This is a genomic window from Micromonospora zhanjiangensis, from assembly GCF_042650605.1.
GTDB lineage: Bacteria > Actinomycetota > Actinomycetes > Mycobacteriales > Micromonosporaceae > Micromonospora_J > Micromonospora_J zhanjiangensis.
Genome location: NZ_JBHSBN010000014.1, coordinates 93137 through 110370 on the forward strand (window position 1 = coordinate 93137; position 17234 = coordinate 110370).

Annotated in this window: 15 protein-coding genes; 10 read left to right on the forward strand and 5 right to left on the reverse strand. The window is 72.1% G+C overall.

Going from position 1 to position 17234, the window contains the following annotated elements; translation table 11 throughout:
* Window positions 1-19 precede the first annotated feature (19 nt).
* Genes ACFOX0_RS20230 through ACFOX0_RS20245 form a run of 4 tightly spaced genes read left to right on the forward strand, consistent with a single transcriptional unit; the run spans window position 20 to window position 3817 of the window.
* The gene (locus ACFOX0_RS20230) at window positions 20-1273 is read left to right on the forward strand and encodes a flavin-dependent oxidoreductase (RefSeq protein WP_377548233.1); all 1254 of its coding nucleotides are present in this window, start codon (window positions 20-22) and stop codon (window positions 1271-1273) included.
* Window positions 1270-2403 (forward strand): cupin domain-containing protein, encoded by a 1134-nt coding sequence (locus ACFOX0_RS20235; RefSeq protein WP_377548236.1) that lies wholly within the window; start codon window positions 1270-1272, stop codon window positions 2401-2403. The genes ACFOX0_RS20230 and ACFOX0_RS20235 overlap by 4 nt, the downstream gene beginning before the upstream one ends.
* Window positions 2400-3227, forward strand: a complete 828-nt coding sequence (locus ACFOX0_RS20240; protein ID WP_377548238.1) for a fumarylacetoacetate hydrolase family protein — start codon at window positions 2400-2402, stop codon at window positions 3225-3227. The genes ACFOX0_RS20235 and ACFOX0_RS20240 overlap by 4 nt, the downstream gene beginning before the upstream one ends.
* Window positions 3224-3817 (forward strand): maleylpyruvate isomerase N-terminal domain-containing protein, encoded by a 594-nt coding sequence (locus tag ACFOX0_RS20245; protein WP_377548240.1) that lies wholly within the window; start codon window positions 3224-3226, stop codon window positions 3815-3817. The genes ACFOX0_RS20240 and ACFOX0_RS20245 overlap by 4 nt, the downstream gene beginning before the upstream one ends.
* Before the next feature lie 56 nt (window positions 3818-3873).
* Here the strand turns inward: ACFOX0_RS20245 and ACFOX0_RS20250 are convergent, their stop codons facing one another.
* Genes ACFOX0_RS20250 through ACFOX0_RS20260 form a run of 3 tightly spaced genes read right to left on the reverse strand, consistent with a single transcriptional unit; the run spans window position 3874 to window position 7021 of the window.
* Window positions 3874-4698: a carbohydrate ABC transporter permease gene (locus tag ACFOX0_RS20250; protein ID WP_377548242.1), complete on the reverse strand. Its 825-nt coding sequence runs from the start codon at window positions 4696-4698 to the stop codon at window positions 3874-3876.
* Window positions 4695-5663, reverse strand: a complete 969-nt coding sequence (locus tag ACFOX0_RS20255) for a carbohydrate ABC transporter permease (protein WP_377548244.1) — start codon at window positions 5661-5663, stop codon at window positions 4695-4697. The genes ACFOX0_RS20250 and ACFOX0_RS20255 overlap by 4 nt, the downstream gene beginning before the upstream one ends.
* On the reverse strand, window positions 5660-7021 hold the full coding sequence (locus tag ACFOX0_RS20260; RefSeq protein ID WP_377548246.1) for an ABC transporter substrate-binding protein: 1362 nt from the start codon (window positions 7019-7021) through the stop codon (window positions 5660-5662). The genes ACFOX0_RS20255 and ACFOX0_RS20260 overlap by 4 nt, the downstream gene beginning before the upstream one ends.
* 373 nt (window positions 7022-7394) lie before the next feature.
* Here ACFOX0_RS20260 and ACFOX0_RS20265 point away from each other — a divergent pair, with 373 nt between their 5' ends.
* Window positions 7395-8456, forward strand: coding sequence for a LacI family DNA-binding transcriptional regulator (locus ACFOX0_RS20265; protein ID WP_377548248.1), 1062 nt, complete (start codon window positions 7395-7397; stop codon window positions 8454-8456).
* Between the two features lie 60 nt (window positions 8457-8516).
* The gene (locus ACFOX0_RS20270) at window positions 8517-9479 is read left to right on the forward strand and encodes a family 43 glycosylhydrolase (protein ID WP_377548250.1); all 963 of its coding nucleotides are present in this window, start codon (window positions 8517-8519) and stop codon (window positions 9477-9479) included.
* A gap of 36 nt (window positions 9480-9515) precedes the next feature.
* Here ACFOX0_RS20270 and ACFOX0_RS20275 read toward each other — a convergent pair whose 3' ends face one another.
* The gene (locus ACFOX0_RS20275) at window positions 9516-10832 is read right to left on the reverse strand and encodes a hypothetical protein (protein ID WP_377548253.1); all 1317 of its coding nucleotides are present in this window, start codon (window positions 10830-10832) and stop codon (window positions 9516-9518) included.
* A gap of 147 nt (window positions 10833-10979) precedes the next feature.
* Window positions 10980-11873, reverse strand: coding sequence for an SGNH/GDSL hydrolase family protein (locus tag ACFOX0_RS20280; protein ID WP_377548255.1), 894 nt, complete (start codon window positions 11871-11873; stop codon window positions 10980-10982).
* Between the two features lie 142 nt (window positions 11874-12015).
* On the opposite strand from ACFOX0_RS20280, the gene ACFOX0_RS20285 reads away from it, so the two are divergent.
* The 4 genes from ACFOX0_RS20285 to ACFOX0_RS20300 are packed head-to-tail and all read left to right on the forward strand — an operon-like array spanning window position 12016 to window position 17207.
* The gene (locus ACFOX0_RS20285; protein ID WP_377548256.1) at window positions 12016-13584 is read left to right on the forward strand and encodes an NAD(P)-binding domain-containing protein; all 1569 of its coding nucleotides are present in this window, start codon (window positions 12016-12018) and stop codon (window positions 13582-13584) included.
* A 7-nt stretch (window positions 13585-13591) separates the two neighbouring features.
* Window positions 13592-14635: an alpha-hydroxy acid oxidase gene (locus ACFOX0_RS20290; protein ID WP_377548257.1), complete on the forward strand. Its 1044-nt coding sequence runs from the start codon at window positions 13592-13594 to the stop codon at window positions 14633-14635.
* Window positions 14632-15936, forward strand: coding sequence for a cytochrome P450 (locus ACFOX0_RS20295; protein WP_377548260.1), 1305 nt, complete (start codon window positions 14632-14634; stop codon window positions 15934-15936). The genes ACFOX0_RS20290 and ACFOX0_RS20295 overlap by 4 nt, the downstream gene beginning before the upstream one ends.
* Window positions 15933-17207, forward strand: coding sequence for a cation:proton antiporter (locus ACFOX0_RS20300; protein WP_377548261.1), 1275 nt, complete (start codon window positions 15933-15935; stop codon window positions 17205-17207). The genes ACFOX0_RS20295 and ACFOX0_RS20300 overlap by 4 nt, the downstream gene beginning before the upstream one ends.
* Window positions 17208-17234: the final 27 nt, after the last annotated feature.

Sequence of the window (17234 nt, forward strand, 5' to 3'; positions counted from 1 at the left end):
CGTTCGACCGGGGAGTGACATGTCCAATCGCATGGCCGGCGAGGTCGCCGTCGTCGGCGCAGGGATCGGCGGGCTGGTGCTCGCGCTGGAACTGCACGACGCCGGGATCCCGTGCCGGATCTACGAGGCGGTGCCGGAGATCCGCCCACTCGGGGTCGGCATCAACATTCTGCCGCACGCCACCGGGATCCTGGCCCGGCTCGGCCTGACCGACGACCTGGCCCGGGTCGCGGTGACCACCCGGGAGTCGGCCTTCTTCAACCGGTTCGGCCAGCTCATCCACCGGGAGCCGGCCGGCCGGTACGCGGGGCACGAGCACCCGCAGTTCTCCGTGCACCGCGGCGACCTGCAACGGGTCCTGCTCGACGCGGTGCGCGCGCGGCTCGGCCCGGACGCGGTCCGGCTCGACCACCGCTGCGTCGGGTTCGACCAGGACCGGGACGGCGTACGGCTGCGGTTCCGCCGCTCCGGCGACGGCGCGTCGCTGCCGGACGTGCCGGCGGCCCTGCTGGTCGGCTGCGACGGCATCCACTCGGCCGTCCGGGCCCAGCTGCACCCGGGGGAGGGGGAGCCGCGCTACAGCGGGGTGAACATGTGGCGGGGGACGACGGTGGCGCCGCCGATCCTGACCGGCGCCAGCATGGTCCGGGCCGGCTGGCTCAGCCACGGCAAGCTGGTCGTCTACCCCATCCGTCGGGACGTCGACGGGCACGGCAACCAACTGGTCAACTGGGTCGCCGAACTGGAGACGCCGCGGCACGGCCGACGCGACTGGGGGCGCCCCGGCCGGATCGAGGACTTCATCGGTGCCTTCGCCGACTGGCACTTCGACTGGCTGGACGTCGCCGCGCTGCTGCGCGGCACCGAGCGGGTGCTCGAATACCCGATGGTCGACCAGGACCCGCTGGACCGGTGGACGGTCGGCCGGGTGACCCTGCTCGGCGACGCGGCCCACCCGATGGTGCCGCGCGGCTCCAACGGTGCCGGCCAGGCGATCCTCGACGCCGCGGCGTTGCGCCGGTGCCTGTGCGCCGACGACGATCCGGAACGGGCCCTGCGGGCGTACCAGGACGAGCGGCTGCCGGCCACCGCGCGGGTCGTGCGTACCAACCGCAGCACCCCGCCGGACATCATCCTCCGCGAGGTCTGGGCGCGCACCGGCGACCGGCCGTTCGGCCGCGTCGAGGACGTCATCGGCCCGGACGAGCTGACGACCATCTCGCGCCGCTACGCCGAGGCCACCGGAAACCCGTCAGGAAGGACGAGTCATTGACCACGACCAGCCACCGCCCGGTGCGGATCGTCGCGACGGATGGCCCCGGCCAGCCGGACCGTACGCCGGCGCTGGACGACCTCTACCGGGGATTCGAGGCCGAGTCGCTGATCCCGCTGTGGACCGAGATCGGTGACCTGATGCCGCCACAGCCGCGGTCGAGGGCGTTGCCGCACGCGTGGCGGTGGCGCGACCTGCTGCCGCTGGCGCGCCGCGCGGGCGACCTCGTTCCGGTGGGGCGCGGCGGCGAGCGCCGGGCGATCGCGCTGGCGAACCCGGGCCTGGGCGGTGCGCCGTACGCCACCCCGACGCTGTGGGCAGCGATCCAGTATCTCGGGCCGCGGGAGGACGCGCCGGTGCACCGGCACACCCAGAACGCCTTCCGGTTCGTGGTGGAGGGCGAGGGCGTGTGGACGGTGGTCGACGGCGATCCGGTGGCGATGCGTCGCGGTGACTTCCTGCTCACCCCGGGCTGGCGGTTCCACGGGCACCACAACCGCAGCGACGCGCCGATGGCCTGGCTCGACGGGCTCGACATCCCGTTCGTGCACCTGACCGAGTCGGCGTTCTTCGAGTTCGGGCCGGACGCGGTGGCCGACCGCGGCACGCCCGCGCGGTCGCGGTCCGAGCGGCTGTGGGCGCACCCGGGCATCGCCCCGGTCTCCCTGGCCGGCCGGCCGACGTCGAGTTCGCCGATCGCGGCGTACCGGTGGGAGTTCACCGACCGGGCGCTGCGCGACCAGTTGGAGCTGGCGGACGACGGGCATCCCGGGGTGCTCGGGCCCGGTCACGCCGCGGTGCGGTTCACCAACCCGACCACCGGCGGCGACGTGATGCCGACGATCCGCGCGGAGGTGCACCGGCTGCGCCCCGGCACCCGCACCCGGACCCGCCGGGAGGTGGGCTCCTCGGTCTACCAGGTCTTCTCCGGCGCCGGGTCGGTCCGGGTCGGTGACCGCGAGTGGACGGTCGAGCGCGGCGACCTGTTCGTGGTGCCGTCCTGGCAGCCGCTGACCGTCGCGTCGGAGACCGGCGTCGACCTGTTCCGGTTCAGCGACACCCCGATCTTCGAATCGCTGCACCAACACCGGCAACACGTCGGCGACGACCCGGAAGGAGCCGGCCGGTGAGGCTTGCCACCCTGCGTACCCCCGCCGGCACCCGGGCCGTGCGGGTCGACCGGGACGGTTACGTGGACACCGGCGCGGCCGACGTCGGCGACCTGCTCGGCCGGGACGGCTGGGCCCGAATCGCCGCGGCGGCGACCGGCCCGACGTACCCGTTGGACGGCGCGGAGTTCGCGCCGCTGGTGCCGCGGCCGAGCAAGATCATCTGTGTCGGGCTCAACTACCGCAACCACATCCTGGAGATGGGGCGCGAACTGCCGACCTTTCCGACCCTGTTCGCCAAGTACCCCGAGGCGCTGGTGGGTGCCGGCGACCCGATCGTCCTGCCGGCCGAGTCGGCGGCGGTCGACTGGGAGGCCGAACTGGCCGTCGTCATCGGCGCCCCGGTGCGGCGGGCCACCGAGGAACAGGCGGCGGCCGCGATCGCGGGCTTCGGCGTGCTCAACGACGTGACCGCGCGGGACTGGCAGTACCGGAGCGCGCAGTGGTTGCAGGGCAAGACCTTCGAGGCGACCACCCCGTTCGGGCCGGTCCTGGTCACCCCCGACGAGCTGCCCGGCGGTGTACGACCGGCGCTGACCATGACCGCCTCGGTGGACGGTGAGGTGGTGCAGCGCGCGGACACCGCGGACCTGGTGTTTTCGCCGGTCGACCTGGTCCGGTACGTCTCGACGGTGCTCACCCTGCGGCCCGGCGACGTGATCGCCACCGGCACCCCCGGCGGGGTCGGGCACGCCCGCACACCTCCCCGCTACCTCACCGACGGGGCGCGACTGGTGACCGAGATCGCCGGCATCGGCCGGCTCGACAACCGGGTGGTGCGATGAGGGACGACGTACGCGGCTGGCTGGCCGACGGGACCCGGCTGTTCCTGTCCGGGCTGGACGCGCTGGACGACGCCGGGTTCGACGCGCCCACCGGACTGCCCGGCTGGACCCGGCGGCATCTCGTGGCGCACGTGCACCACAACGCCGAGGCGCTGAGCCGACTGGTCCGCTGGGCGCGCACCGGCGAGGAGACCCGGATGTACGCCGACCGGGCCCAACGCGACGCCGAGATCGAGCGCGGCGCCCGGCTGCCGGTGCCCCGGTTGCGCGAACTCGTCCGCGCCTCGGCCGCCGCGCTCGCCGCCGACTTCGCCTCGTTACCGGCAACCGCCTGGCACAACGAGGTCGTCACGGCGCAGGGGCGCACCGTACCGGCCACCGAGATCCCGTGGCTGCGGGTCCGCGAGGTGACCGTGCACGCGGTCGATCTCGGCACCGGCGTCGGCTTCGCCGATCTGCCCGACGACCTGAACCTGGCGCTCGCCCTCGACGTGGTGCGCAAACGCTCGGCGGGTGGCGAGGCAGCGGCCCTGGCCGGCTGGCTGACCGGGCGGGTCGTCGAACCGCCGGCCCTGCGACCGTGGCTCTGACCGACCGCGATCGACATCGGGGCGGGTGGCCGTGACTTCTACGCCGGACCGTCGCGCTATCCCTTCAGCGAGCCCTGCAGGAGGGCCTTGATGAACTGGCGTTGGAAGATGAGGAAGACGACGAGGGTGGGGGTGAGGATGAGCAGCGACCCGGCGCAGAGCAGCACCTGGTCGGTGCCCCACTGGCCCTGGAAGGCGCCCAGGGCGCCGGCCATGGTCCGTTTCGCCGGGTCGTCGATGAGCACGATGGCGAGCAGGAACTGGTTCCAGGTCCACAGGAACAGCAGGATCGTCAGCGACGCGATCGCCGGCCGGGCCAGCGGCACCTGGACCCGCCAGAAGAGCTGCCAGGTGGTGCTCCCGTCGACCCGGGCGGCGTCGGCGAGTTCCGGCGGCACGTTGACGAAGTGGGCACGCATCCAGAAGACGGCGAACGGCATGTAGAGGCCGATCAGCGGCAGGATGATCGCCCACCGGGTGTTGAGCAGGCCGAAGTCGCGTACCTGGTAGTAGATCGGCGTGATCACGGCCTCGAACGGCAGGGTGAGGCCGAGCAGCAGCAGGCCGAACGCGACCCGCCCGCCGGCGACCCGCAGCTGCCCGAGACCGAAGCCGGCCATGGTCGCGATCAGCACCGAGACCGGTACGACACCGGCGACGATGAGCAGGCTGGACCGCAGCAACGCACCCATGTTGGCGACGGTGAACGCACTGGCGAAGTTGCCCCACTGCGGGTCGGTGGGCCAGGTCAGGCCGGTGGGTACGCTGCCGCGTGGTTGCAGCGCGGCCGACAGCATGCTGACGAACGGCAGCAGGGTGACCAGGGCCAGCAGGACGAGGAAGAGTCGACCCGTGAGCTGTTCCCCGCGGCTCAACCTCATCCGTCGGTCCTCCTGGTGAGTCGCTGGATCGGTAGTACGCAGATCAACACGAGCGCGGTCAGTACCACGCCGAGGGCGGAGGCCAGGCCGACCTGACGTTGGGCGAAGGCCAGCCGGTAGATCTCCAGGCCGGGCACGGTGGTCTGCCGTCCGGGACCGCCGGCGGTGGCGATGTAGACGATGTCGAAGCTGGCCAGCGCGGCGATGACGGTGACGGTGAGGCAGACACCGATCTCCTGGCGCAGGCTGGGCAGGGTCACGGCGAGGAACTCGCGGACCGGTCCGGCGCCGTCGAGCCGGGCCGCCTCGTACAACGTGGGATCGATCTTGCTCATGCCGGTGACCAGCAGGATGGTGCACAGGCCGAGCATCACCCAGGCGCCGATCACGCCCACCGACGGCAAGGCGGTGTCGAAGTCGCCCAGCCAGGCCCGGGCCAGCCCGTCCAGGCCGACCCCGCGCAGCACCTGGTTGACCAGGCCGGTCGAGGAGAACAGCCAGCTCCACGCGATGCCGGCGGCGACCAGCGGGATCACCTGCGGCAGGAACAGGATGATCCGTACGGCGGTGCCGAACGGGCCGGTGGTGATCCGCCGGACCACCGTGGCGACCAGCAGACCGAGGCCGACCGGGATGAAGCTGAAGAAGACGATCAGGACGAACGCGTTACCGATGATCTTCAGCAGGTCCCGGTCGGTGAAGACCGCGACGTAGTTGTCCAGCCCCGCCCAGCGCGCCACGCCGATGCCGTTCCAGTGGTAGAGCGAGTACTGGACCGTCAGGGCGAGCGGGCGGAGCACGAAGACGGCGTAGAAGAGCAGGGCGGGCAGCACGTAGAGCCAGCCGCTCCACCGGGTGGCCCGGACCGCCCGCAGTCGCCCGGCCCGGACCGGTGTCGACGGCCGGGGGTGGGCCGGCCCGGAGCGGCCGGCCCACCCGGTGGCGCCGCCGGGGGCAGACGTCACCGTGACAGTTCCTTCTCGTACTCGGCCTGGACGGCCTTCACGTACCCCTCGGGGGTCTGCTGTCCGACGACGAGCTTCTGCATCTCCGGGGTGATCGCGGAGGCGAAGATCGCGCCGGTGGCGTTGGCGGTGAAGTCGATCGCGCCGTTCTCCGCGCCGAGCTGCTGCGACGCCTTGAGCGTCTCGGCCAGCACCGTGCCCGCCTCGGCGGCCGGCACGGCCAGGTCGGCGGGGCCGCCCGGGCTCGATCCGCCCTGCTTCACGACGATGTCCCGGGCCTTGGCGTCGGTGTGCACCCAGTTGAGGAAGTACACCGCGGCGTCCGGGTGCTTCGCCTTCGCGCCGACGCCGAAGGTGTTCGGCGACGACATCGCCACGTGCTTGGCCCCCGCGCTCTCGCCCGGGAAGAGGAAGAAGCCGACGTTGCCCGGCATCGCCTTGTCGAGGTTGGCCGACTCCCAGTCACCGTTGAACATGAACAGGCCGCCGCCCTTCTGGAACTGGCCCATCATGGCGGTGTAGTCGAGCGCGTTGGCGTCCTTGGGGAAGTAGCCGGCCCGCGCCCAGCTCTGGATCGTCTGGGTGGCCTTCAACGCGGCCGGGGTGTCGAAGGTGGCGCCGGGCTTCTGGAAAACCCAGTCGGCGATCTTGGCCGGGTCACCGTACTGGTTCTGCAGGGCCTGGTGCGGGAAGTTGATCCCGGCGGTGTTCTTGTTGAACTGCATGATCGGCTGTACGTCCGCCGCCTTGGCCTTGGCCAGCAGCTGCTCGAACTCGGCCACCGTGGCGGGCGGCGCGGTCATGCCGACCTTCTGGGCCAACTGCTTGTTGTAGAACACGCCGGTGACGCTGTAGCCCAGCCCCATCGCGTAGAGGGAGCCGGAGCCGCGCGGCCGGCCGCCTTCTGCCACCCGTAGCTGGGTGAGCTGGGAGGCGGGGAACCGGTCCCACTTGTACGCGGTGGCGTACGGGTCGAGGTTCTTCAGCAGGCCGTCCTTGACCAGGTCGACCATCGTGGGCAGCCGGATGATGTCGGGCGCCTTGTCCGAGGCGAGCACCCGCGGCGCGTTCTCCACGATGACCGTGAATTGGTCCTCGCGGATGTTGAACTTCACGTGGGGGTGCTGTCGGGTGAACTCGTCGGCCAGCGCCTTGGCCAGCGGGAAGCCGGTCTCGGCGTACATTTCCAGGGTGATCTGCTCGCTGCCCAGCTCGGTGCTGACCGGGCCGCCGGCCCCGCCGGACGCCGGCTCCTTGGCGCCGGGCGCGCTGCATCCCGCGGCCACCAGCATCGCCAGCAGCGGCGCGGTCACCACCACGCCACGCCGGGAGAACCGCCTTGCTGCGTATCGAGGCATCCTTGACTCCTTGCTCGCTCGGCGCCCCGCCGGTCTCGCCACGGCGGGGTGCCTTCCAGTGCCACCTCGGGTGCGCCGCGATCCTGGCCGGCGCGGGTGGCCGTATGTCGACCGGGCGCCGATCGACTCCCGGTCACGGTTGCCCCTGGACGGGGCGGTTCACATAGCTAAACTGATTTAGCACGAGCATGGCCGGGGCCGTCGACGGTGTCAAGAAACACTTCGGCCACAAGCTGGAAACGACCGATTCATGGCCGGTCGTCCCGGACCAGCGGTGCGGCCGGCGACACACCACCCGGCGCGGCTTCCCCGGCGGGACGCGTCGCACCATGATGAGGCGAAGCGGCGTCCAGCCGCCTGATTCGGAGGACTGATGGGGCACAACCGGGCGACCCTGGCGGATGTGGCGCGTCGCGCCGGGCTGTCCAAGACCGCGGCGTCGATGGTGCTCAACGGGCGGGAGGGCACCCGACTGTCCGCCGAGGCGCACCAGCGGGTCTTCGCGGCGGCCGAGGAACTCGGCTACCGGCCCAACGTGGCCGCCCGCAGTCTACGTACCCGAAAGACCGCCACCATCGCGTTCGTCTCCGACATCGTCGCGACCACCCGGTTCGCCGGCGACCTCATCCGCGGCGCGCTGGACGCCGCCCGCGAGCGTGATCATGTTCTGCTCATCGCGGAGACCCAGGGTGACCCGGCCTTCGAGCGACATGCCATCGACGCCATGCTCGACCGCCAGGTGGACGGGGTCATCTACGCGGCGATGGCCACCCGCCGCCTCACCGTCCCGCAGGCGCTGCGCGCCGGCCCGGTGGTGCTGCTCAACGCGACCAGTCCGGACGACCTGCCGTGCGTGCTCCCCGACGACGAGGGGGCCGGCCGGACCGCGACGACCACGCTGCTGGACAGGGGCCACCGGGACCGGATCGCGGTGATCGGCCGCAACCGGCTCAAGGAGACCGACCCCGAGGTGTCGCTGGCCGCCGCCGCCCGGCTGCGGGGGATCCGGGCCGCGCTCGCCGACGTCGGGGCCGGCGTTCCGCGTGAGGTCTTCTGCCAGGACTGGCTGCCGGAGCACGGCTACGCCGCGATGCGTACCCTGCTGCGCAGGCCGGACCGGCCCACCGCGGTCGTCTGCATGAACGACCGGCTCGCGTTCGGCGCCTACCAGGCGCTGGCCGAGGCCGGGCTGGAGGTGCCGCGGGACGTCTCGGTCGTCTCGTTCGACGACGACCCGATCGCCGCCTGGCTGCGACCGGGCCTGTCCACCGTCGCGCTGCCGCACGAGACGATGGGCCGCCGCGCGGTGGAGCTGCTCCTGGACGACCGGGCCATCGGGTCCACGGTCGTGCCGATGTCGTTGCGCCGCCGCGGTTCCGTCGCGCCACCCGCCGATCCCGGCCCGCCGGACGCCGCCGGACCGGGCCCGCGCTGAATCCGGGCCCGCGCCGACCTGGGCCCGCGCTAAACCGATTCACCTGGTACGTTTCGCCGCATGCTTCGACTGCCGGACCACTGGGTGTGGGACAGCTGGTACGCACGCGACGACGACGGCGCCTGGCACGCGTTCTTCCTGCGCGCCTCCCGCGCCCTGCTCGACCCCGAGCGACGGCACCACCGGGCCACGATCGGCCACGCCGTCTCCACCGACCTGCGCTCCTGGCGCCTACTGCCCGACGCGCTGGTCGCCGCCGACGCCCCGGCCTGGGACGACCTGGCCACCTGGACCGGCTGCACGGTCCGTGGCCCGGACGGGCGGTGGTACCTCTTCTACACCGGGGTGGGCCGCGCCGAGCGGGGTCTGGTCCAGCGGATCGGGCTGGCGGTCTCGGACGACCTGGTCAGCTGGCACCGGCACGGCACCGATCCGCTGGTCGAGGCCGATCCGACGTGGTACGAGCTGCTCGACCCGACCGCGTGGTACGAGCAGGCCTGGCGCGATCCGTGGGTCTTCGCCGACCCGGACGGCGACGGCTGGCACATGCTCGTCACCGCGCGGACGAACACCGGGCCGGCCGCGGGCCGTGGCGTCATCGGCCACGCCACGTCCCCCGACCTGCTCCACTGGACGGTCCGCCCGCCGTTGTCCGCCCCGGCCGGCTTCGGTCACCTGGAGGTTCCCCAGGTCGCGGTCGTCGACGGCCAGCCGCTGCTGCTGTTCTGCACCAACTCCGACACGCTCACCGACCGCGTCTGGGTCGTGCCCGGGTCGAGCGTCACCGGGCCCTGGGACGTGTCGGCCGCGCGGCCGTTCGCCCACCCGCACCTCTACGCACCCCGCCTCGTCCCGCTGGACGACACGGGGTGGGGCCTCATCGGTTTTCTCAACTACGTCGACGGCGCGTTCGTCGGAGAGATCACCGACCCGCTGCCGGTGGCCTACCACCCGGCGGCGGGCCTGGTCGCCCACGCGCCGGGTCGTGCGGTACTGACCGCCTCGACCGAGCGCGAGCCCTGATCGGCCGATCAGGGCCCGCGCGGCCGGTTCGCCGGGTCAGGGCTTGCGCTGCTTCAGCAGCCAGCGCAGGGCCGAGCCGTCCTCGTAGGTCGGTCCGTACGCGGCGTGGTAGTCCGGGAGGGAGAAGGCGGCGTCGTCGTACTCGACGTAGTGCAGCAGCGCGGCCGTCTGCTCCGGGGTCTTGCCACGGGCCGCGTACGCGTCCTGCAGCAGCGTCCGGGTGGTCCGGGCCAGGCTGATGTTCAGTAGGTGGTCGTGCACGCCGTGGGTGACCCAGAGCGGGATCTCGGCGGCCGCGATCGCCTTGGCCTGGTCGGCGTTGACGGCGAAACCGCCGGTCACCAGGCCGCCGGCGAACAGGTCCGGCCGCTTGGCGTAGGCGTTCCAGAGCAGTTGCGAGCCGTACGAGACGGTGGTCGCGTAGACCCGCCGCTGGTCCACGGCGAAGTCCTTGGCGAACTGGTCCAGCAGCTTCACCAGCAGGTCCGCCTCGGCCGGGCCGCCCACCCGCTGGTGTTGCGGGGCCAGCACGATGACGTCCTCGGTGCTGCCGGTCCACTCCGGTTGCAACCATGCGGTGGCGGGGATGTCGGCGGCCACCTGGACCAGCGAATTGTCACCGTCCCAGCCCATGCCGTGCCCGGGCAGGACCACCATCAGCGGGTACTTCTTCGCCGGGTCGTAGTTCTTCGGCAGGTGGTAGTGGTACGGCAGGACCATGCCGCCGCTGAGGTACGAGCCGTACCGGAACTCGTCGACCAGCTGGTTGACCGCCTGCGCGGTCACCTTCCGGGACGTGTTCGGCGTCGCCTTCGCCAGCACCGGTCCCTTGCCGAGACCGAGGGCCGGCTGGCCGTGCACGGCCTTGCGCTGCGTCACCCTGGTCGGCAGGTCCGGGTTCACCTTCACCGTGCACATGAAGGTCGGGCACTTGGAGACGATGACGGTCCAGCCGGCGTTCTGGTCGGGGTCGAGTTCGACGATGACGTACCGGCCCCGGACCGAGCGGTGGTCCGCCCGGGTGGCGGCGGTGTCGTTGACGTACGTGCGGGTGACCGTGCGATCGGTCAGCTTGGGCAGGTCCTCGATGGGGTTGAACCGGAAGTTGTAGCTGGTGTCCTGCACGGAGAACGTGGAGTTGTCCAGCTCCCGCGGGTTGACGGGCGCGCCGTACTCGACCGCCACCGCGGAGACCTTCTGACCGTACGTGTAGACGGTCGTGATCGGGGTGATGCCGCGGATTCCCTCGTCCGAGCCACCGCCACCGCCGCCCGCCTGCGCGTCGTACGTCAGACCCGATATCGCCAATGCCAGGGTCGAGGCGATCGCCACGACCCGTCTGCCTAACCGCATCCGGCTCTTCCTTTCAGCCGCTAAACTGATTTAGCAAGAGCATGCGCGCGGCCTTTCAGGCATGTCAAGCACGGTGGGAAACGATCCGGAAACATGGCGCGGGTCCCGTCGCGTCGCGACGGGACCCGTCCGGACCGGTCGCCGGTGTCAGCCGGTCAGTCTGGCCAGCAGGGCGTCGGCCATGCCCTGCTCACCCCGGGCGTTGGGGTGGAACGGGGCGGCCGAGTTCTGCGGGACCAGCCCCTCGACCCACCGGGTGCCGCTGCCCTTGCAGGTGTCCCGGCCGATCGACGGGGTGTAGACGTCGACGTAGCTGGCGTTGTTCGCCGCCGCCGTACCGGCCAGCATCGCGTTCAGTGCCTTCTCGACCCCGCGCAGGTACGGCACGTCCTGGTAGGCGATCGGGACCACCGGCCAGCAGCCGTAACCGCTGTCCGGCAGGATCGCCGGGTAGCCGAGCACCGCGACCCGCGCGTTCGGGGCGGCGGCGCGCACCGCCCGCAGCACGGCGGTCACCTTCGGGACGGTGGCGTCGATCCGGGCGCGCAACTGGTCGGTGCCCCCGGCGGTGTACCGGTCCTTGCACGGCGACCCGAGCGGGCTGCTCAGGCTGGCCTGGGCGCAACTGCTGATGATGTCGGAGAAGCCGATGTCGTTGCCCCCGATCTGCACGGTGACCAGAGCCGTGTTCGAGGTGACCGCGTTCAGTTGCGGTGGCACCGTGATGCCGAGCTGCCCGCTGCCGGCGTGGAGGATGTCGTCGGTGGTGGCACCCGAGCAGCTCACGTCGACCAACGGCGAGGAGCCGGCCGATCCGGCGACCAGGGTCGGATAGTTGCGGTTGGAGCGCAGGCAGTTCAGGTCGACCTGCGCCGGGATGAGCGGCCCGGCGGTGTACGAGTCGCCCAGCGCGACGTAGCGCCCGGTGGGTACGGCGGCGCTGGCGGGTGGGGTGAGGGCGAGCAGCACCCCGGCGACGGCGGTGGTGACCGCGGCCAACCGGGTGGCCGTCCGCAGCAGCGGCAGGCGGGGACGGGTCATGGGGGCTCCCGGGGGTGAGGGGTGCCGTGATTGTGTCGGTGTTAACGTCAGTGGTCAATATTTACGAACGCGATACTTCCGGGCCGCGGTCACCATGGGTCGTCCTGATATTTCTCTGAGTTGAGCGTCGTACGTTCGGCCGGTGACTGGGAACCCGCTGGACTACCTCATCGTCGGTGCCGGACCGGCCGGGCTGCAGCTCGCCGCGTTGCTGGAACGGGACGGCCGGCGTGACTACCTGGTGCTGGAGGGTGCCGACGGGCCGGGTGCGTTCTTCACCAGATTCCCGAGGCACCGGACGCTCATCTCCATCAACAAGCCGCACACCGGCTCCGACGATCCGGAGTTCAACCTGCGGCTGGACTGGAACTCGCTGCTCGGGGACGACCGGACGCCGCGATTCACCACCTACACCGAGCGGTACTTCCCGCCCGCCGACCTGATGGTGCGCTACCTGGCCGACTTCGCCGCCGAGACCGGGGTGCAGGTACGGTACGGCGCCCGGGTGGTCCGGGTGGGCCGGGACGACGACTGCTTCACGGTGGCCGACGCGGCGGGGCGGGCGTACCGGGCCCGCCGGCTCGTGGTGGCCACCGGGGTCAGCCGGGCGTACCTGCCCGCCGTCCCGGGCATCGAGACGGCGGAGCGGTACGACACGATGTCCGTCGACCCACGGGACTTCCTCGACCAGCGGGTGCTGGTGATCGGCAAGGGCAACTCGGCGTTCGAGACCGCCGACAACCTGATGGAGACCACCGCCGTCATCCACGTGGCCGGACCCGGTTCGGTGCGGATGGCCTGGCGGTCGCACTACGTCGGGCACCTGCGCGCGGTCAACAACAACTTCCTCGACACGTACCAGTTGAAGGCGGCGAACGCGATCCTGGACGGGCACGTGCGGCACATCCGGCGCGACCCGGACGGCTACCGGGTCACCTTCAGCTTCACCCGGGCCGACGAGGTCGTCCGGGAACTGCACTACGACCGGGTCCTGGTCTGCACCGGGTTCCGCTTCGACCCGGACATCTTCGCCGACGACTGCCGGCCGGCGCTGACCATCGACGACCGGTTCCCGGCGCAGACCGACGAGTGGGAGTCGGTGAACGTACCGGACCTGTTCTTCGCCGGAACCCTGTCGCAGGCCCGCGACTTCAAACGGTCCACGAACGGTTTCATCCACGGCTTCCGGTACGGCGTCCGGGCGCTGCACAAGATGCTGGAGCGCCGGTACCACGACACGCCGTGGCCGGCCGAAAAGATCGACGCCACCCCGGAGGCGATCGCCGACGCGATCATCGCCCGGATCAACCGCTCGTCCGGACTCTGGCAGCAGTTCGGCGTGCTCGCCGACGCGGTCACCGTCGCCGGCCGGGCCGCCCGCTACCACGACGAGGTGCCGGTCGACTACCTCGCCCGGGTCGGACTGTCCACCGACGACCACCGGGCGACCGACGTGTTCGCGGTGACCCTGGAGTACGGACCCGACCACGACAAGGTCGATCCCTTCGACGTGTCGGTGCGCCGGATCGCGCAGGACGTGCCCGGGCAGGCGCACGCCGCGGCGTACCTGCACCCGGTCGTGCGGCACCACCGCGGCGGCGCGGTCCGGGCGGTGCACCACCTGGCGGAGAACCTGGACAACCGGTGGGACCGGCCGGACGTGCACCGCACACCGCTGGTGGCCTTCCTGACCGATCGTCTCGCGTCCTGAGCCGGCCGTGTTCAGCCTGCCGGACGTGGCGGCGGCGGCCGCCGGGCGGCTGGCCGCCGCGCACTACGACTTCTTCGCCGGTGGCGCGGACGACGAACGGACGCTGCGCGCCAACACCGACGCCTTCGACCGGTACCGGCTGCGGCCCCGGGTGCTGCGCGGGGTCGGCGAGCGCGACCTGACCGTCACGGTGCTCGGTCAGTCGCTGTCGATGCCGGTCCTGATCGCACCGACCGCCTTCCACCGGCTGGCCCATCCGGACGGCGAGGTCGGCACCGCGCGGGCCGCCGCGGCGGCCGGGACGGTGCTGGTGCTGAGCATGGCGGCCACCCAGCCGGTCGAGCAGGTCGCGGCCACCGGCGTCCGGTTCTGGTTCCAGCTGTATGTGCAACCGGACCGGGCGTTCACCGAGCGGCTGGTCCGGCGGGTGGCGGCGGCCGGCTGCGGGGCCTTGGTGGTGACGGTCGACTCGCCGGTGTTCGGTCGGCGCCGGCGCGACCTGCGCAACGGGTTCCTCGACCTGCCCGCCGGCCTGGCCTGCGAGAACCTGCGGGATCCGGCGGGGTCCGGGCCGCCCCGGGCCATCGGGTGGGAGCCCGGTCTGAACTGGGACGTGCTCGACTGGCTGCGCGGGATCACCTCGCTGCCGATCGTGCTCAAGGGCATCCTGCACCCGGCCGACGCGGTCCGCGCCGCCGAGCGTGGCGTCGACGCGATCATCGTGTCCAACCACGGCGGTCGGCAGCTCGACGCCGCGGTGACCGGCATCGACGCGTTACCGGCCGTGGTGGACGCGGTCGGTGACCGGCTGCCGGTCCTCGTCGACGGCGGGATTCGACGGGGCACCGACGTGCTGACCGCACTGGCGCTCGGCGCGAGCGCGGTCGCCGTCGGTCGGCCGGTGCTCTGGGGGCTGGCCGTGGCCGGCGCGGACGGCGTACGGCAGGTCCTGGAACTGCTGCGCGACGAGCTGGACCGGGCGATGGCGCTGTGCGGCGCGGACCGGGTCGCCGCGCTCGGTCCGGACCTCGTCGAGACGGTGGGGAGGTGACCGTGCGGTTCCTGCCGGGGTTGCTCATCCACGCCCGGGAATGGATCTTCAGGCGGATCAACGGCACCGAGGGTGTGCCGGTGCCCGGACCGCTGGTGGGCGTCGAACACTTCGAGCGGATCTACGCCGACGCCGCCGCGGACGGGCGCAGTCGCGGCGCGGGCCTGTCCGACCTGTTCTGGTACTGGCTGGCGCCGGGCCCGCAGCTGCACCAGGAGCACCTCGAACCGGGGGAGCGGTACCAGGCGGTCGCCCGGACCACCCGCCGGATCCTGGCCGTGCCGCACCAACGGTCGGCCGACCTGGCCGCCGCGGCCACCCGGCGGGCGCTGGGTCGGCTGCCGGCCGACCGTACCTCGCTGGTGCGGTTGCGTGACCTGATGATGCCGGTGTGGGCCGAGGTCTACCACGAACTGGTCTTCGGCGAACCGTGCCCGGCCGACGCGCGCGACCTGATCGTCGCCAACGCCGACGACGTGGTCACCGCGCTCAAGTGCTGCTCGCTGCGGCACATGGACCGCCGGGACCGGCTCACCCGCCACCTGCTGGCCCGGATCGAGGCCGGTACGGTTCCGGTGCTCCTGCCGCCGGGGTTCACCGCCCTGGAGAACGCCTGGTACCTGCAGGGCGCGTTCTTCAACACCGCGGTCGTGCAGATGTCCGAGGCGATGGCGCACCTGCTGCTCGCGGTCGCCCAGCACCCGGCCGTGCAGCGTGACCTGGTCGCCGGGCTGGACGACGACGCCGCCGTCGACCGGGTCGTCGACGAGACGCTGCGGGTGCACCCGCTGTTCGGGGTGGCGCACCGCGTCACCTCGGCCCCGATCCGGGTCGACGACCGGGTCACCCTCCCGGCCGGCTCGGTGCTGCTGTTCAACTACCTGGCCTACCAGCGGACCGGACCGGCGGCGGACGACGCGTTCGACCCGGACCGGTGGCGGGACCTGGACCGGCGGCGGGCGCACTTCATCCCGTTCGGCGTGACCGCCAACCGGGCCTGCCCGGCCCGCGGCGCGGCACCGGTGATGCTGCGCGCGGCCGCCCGGGAGGTGCTGCGCCGGTTCACCCTGGCCTCCACGGTGGCGCATTCCCGGTCGTTGCCGAGCCGGGGGCCCTGCTACCTGACGCCGCCCGGGGCCGTCGGACCCGGTCGGGTCCGGCTGTCCCTGATGCGGCACCGGGACGCCGTCGCAGACGTGGGGCGCAGCCTCGTGCAACTCGTGCTCGGCACGCTGATGGTGATCCACGCCCGTCGCCAGAGACTCTGTGCGACCTACTTCGCGGAGGTGCCGCGACCATGACCCCCACCGAACTCGCGCCCCGGTTCTTCATCGCCGTGGTGATCATCCTGCTGGCCTGCCGGGCGGTCGCCTGGCTGCTGGGCAGGGTGGGTCAACCGCCCGTGGTGAGCGAGATGCTCGCCGGCGTGCTGCTCGGCCCGTCGCTGCTGGGCCTGCTGCTGCCGCGGGCGCAGGACGCGATCTTCCCGCCGCCGCTCTACCCCATGCTGTACGTCGTCGGCCAGGTCGGACTGGTCATCTTCATGTTCCAGGCCGGCTACGCCTTCCGCCAGCACGAGGTCACCGGGCTGGTCGGCACCGCCGGGGCGGTCTCCCTCGCCGGGGTCACCGCCCCGCTGGTGCTCGGCGTGCTGCTCGTGGTCGGTTTCGGCGCGCCCGCGCACATCCTGGCCGAGGGGACTGCGCTCGGCGTGTCGGCGGCGTTCGTCGGGGTCGCGCTGGCCATCACCGCCTTTCCCATGCTCGCGCGGATCATCACCGAACGCGGCCAGGCCGGCACCCGGCACGGGTCGCTCGCGCTGGCCAGCGGCGCGATCGACGACGCGGCGGCGTGGATCATGCTCGCCTTCGTCATCGCGGCGGCCTCCGGCCACACCGGACCGGCGCTGCGTACGGTCGCCGGCGCGCTGCTGTTCGTCGTGTTGATCTGGTACGTGATCCGCCCGGCCGCCACCGTGCTGATGCGGACCGACCGGTTGGCCGACCCGGCCCGCCTGCTCGGTGTGGTGGCGCTGCTGTTCGCGGTCGCCTGGTACACCGACGAGATCGGCCTGTACGCGGTCTTCGGCGCGTTCGCGGTCGGTGTGGTCATGCCGGTGGGCGAACGCACCGACCACGTGGTGGGACTGCTGTCGCCGGTGTGCCAGACGGTCTTCCTGCCGCTGTTCTTCACGTACTCCGGGTTGCGCACCGAGTTCGGACTGCTCGGCGACCCGGCCGTGCTGCTGTTCGCGCTCGGTTGCGTCGTGGCGGCCATCGCCGGGAAGTTCGGCGCCTGCTGGGCCGCGGCGCGGCTGCGCGGCGAGCCGAGCCGGGTGGCCCTGCGGGTGGGCGCGCTGATGAACGCCCGGGGGTTGATGCAACTCATCGCGCTGAACGTGGGCCTGGAAGCCGGGATCGTGAGTCCCGCGCTGTTCACCGTGCTGGTGCTGGTGGCGCTGGTGACGACGTTGATGGCCACGCCGTTGCTCGACTGGTTCGAACGCCGGGACCGGATCCGCGCGCGTCCGGTGGCCGAACGGCCCGAGCCGGTTGACCAAATACAACGATAGTCATCACTATCCCAATGCGGTCCCTCC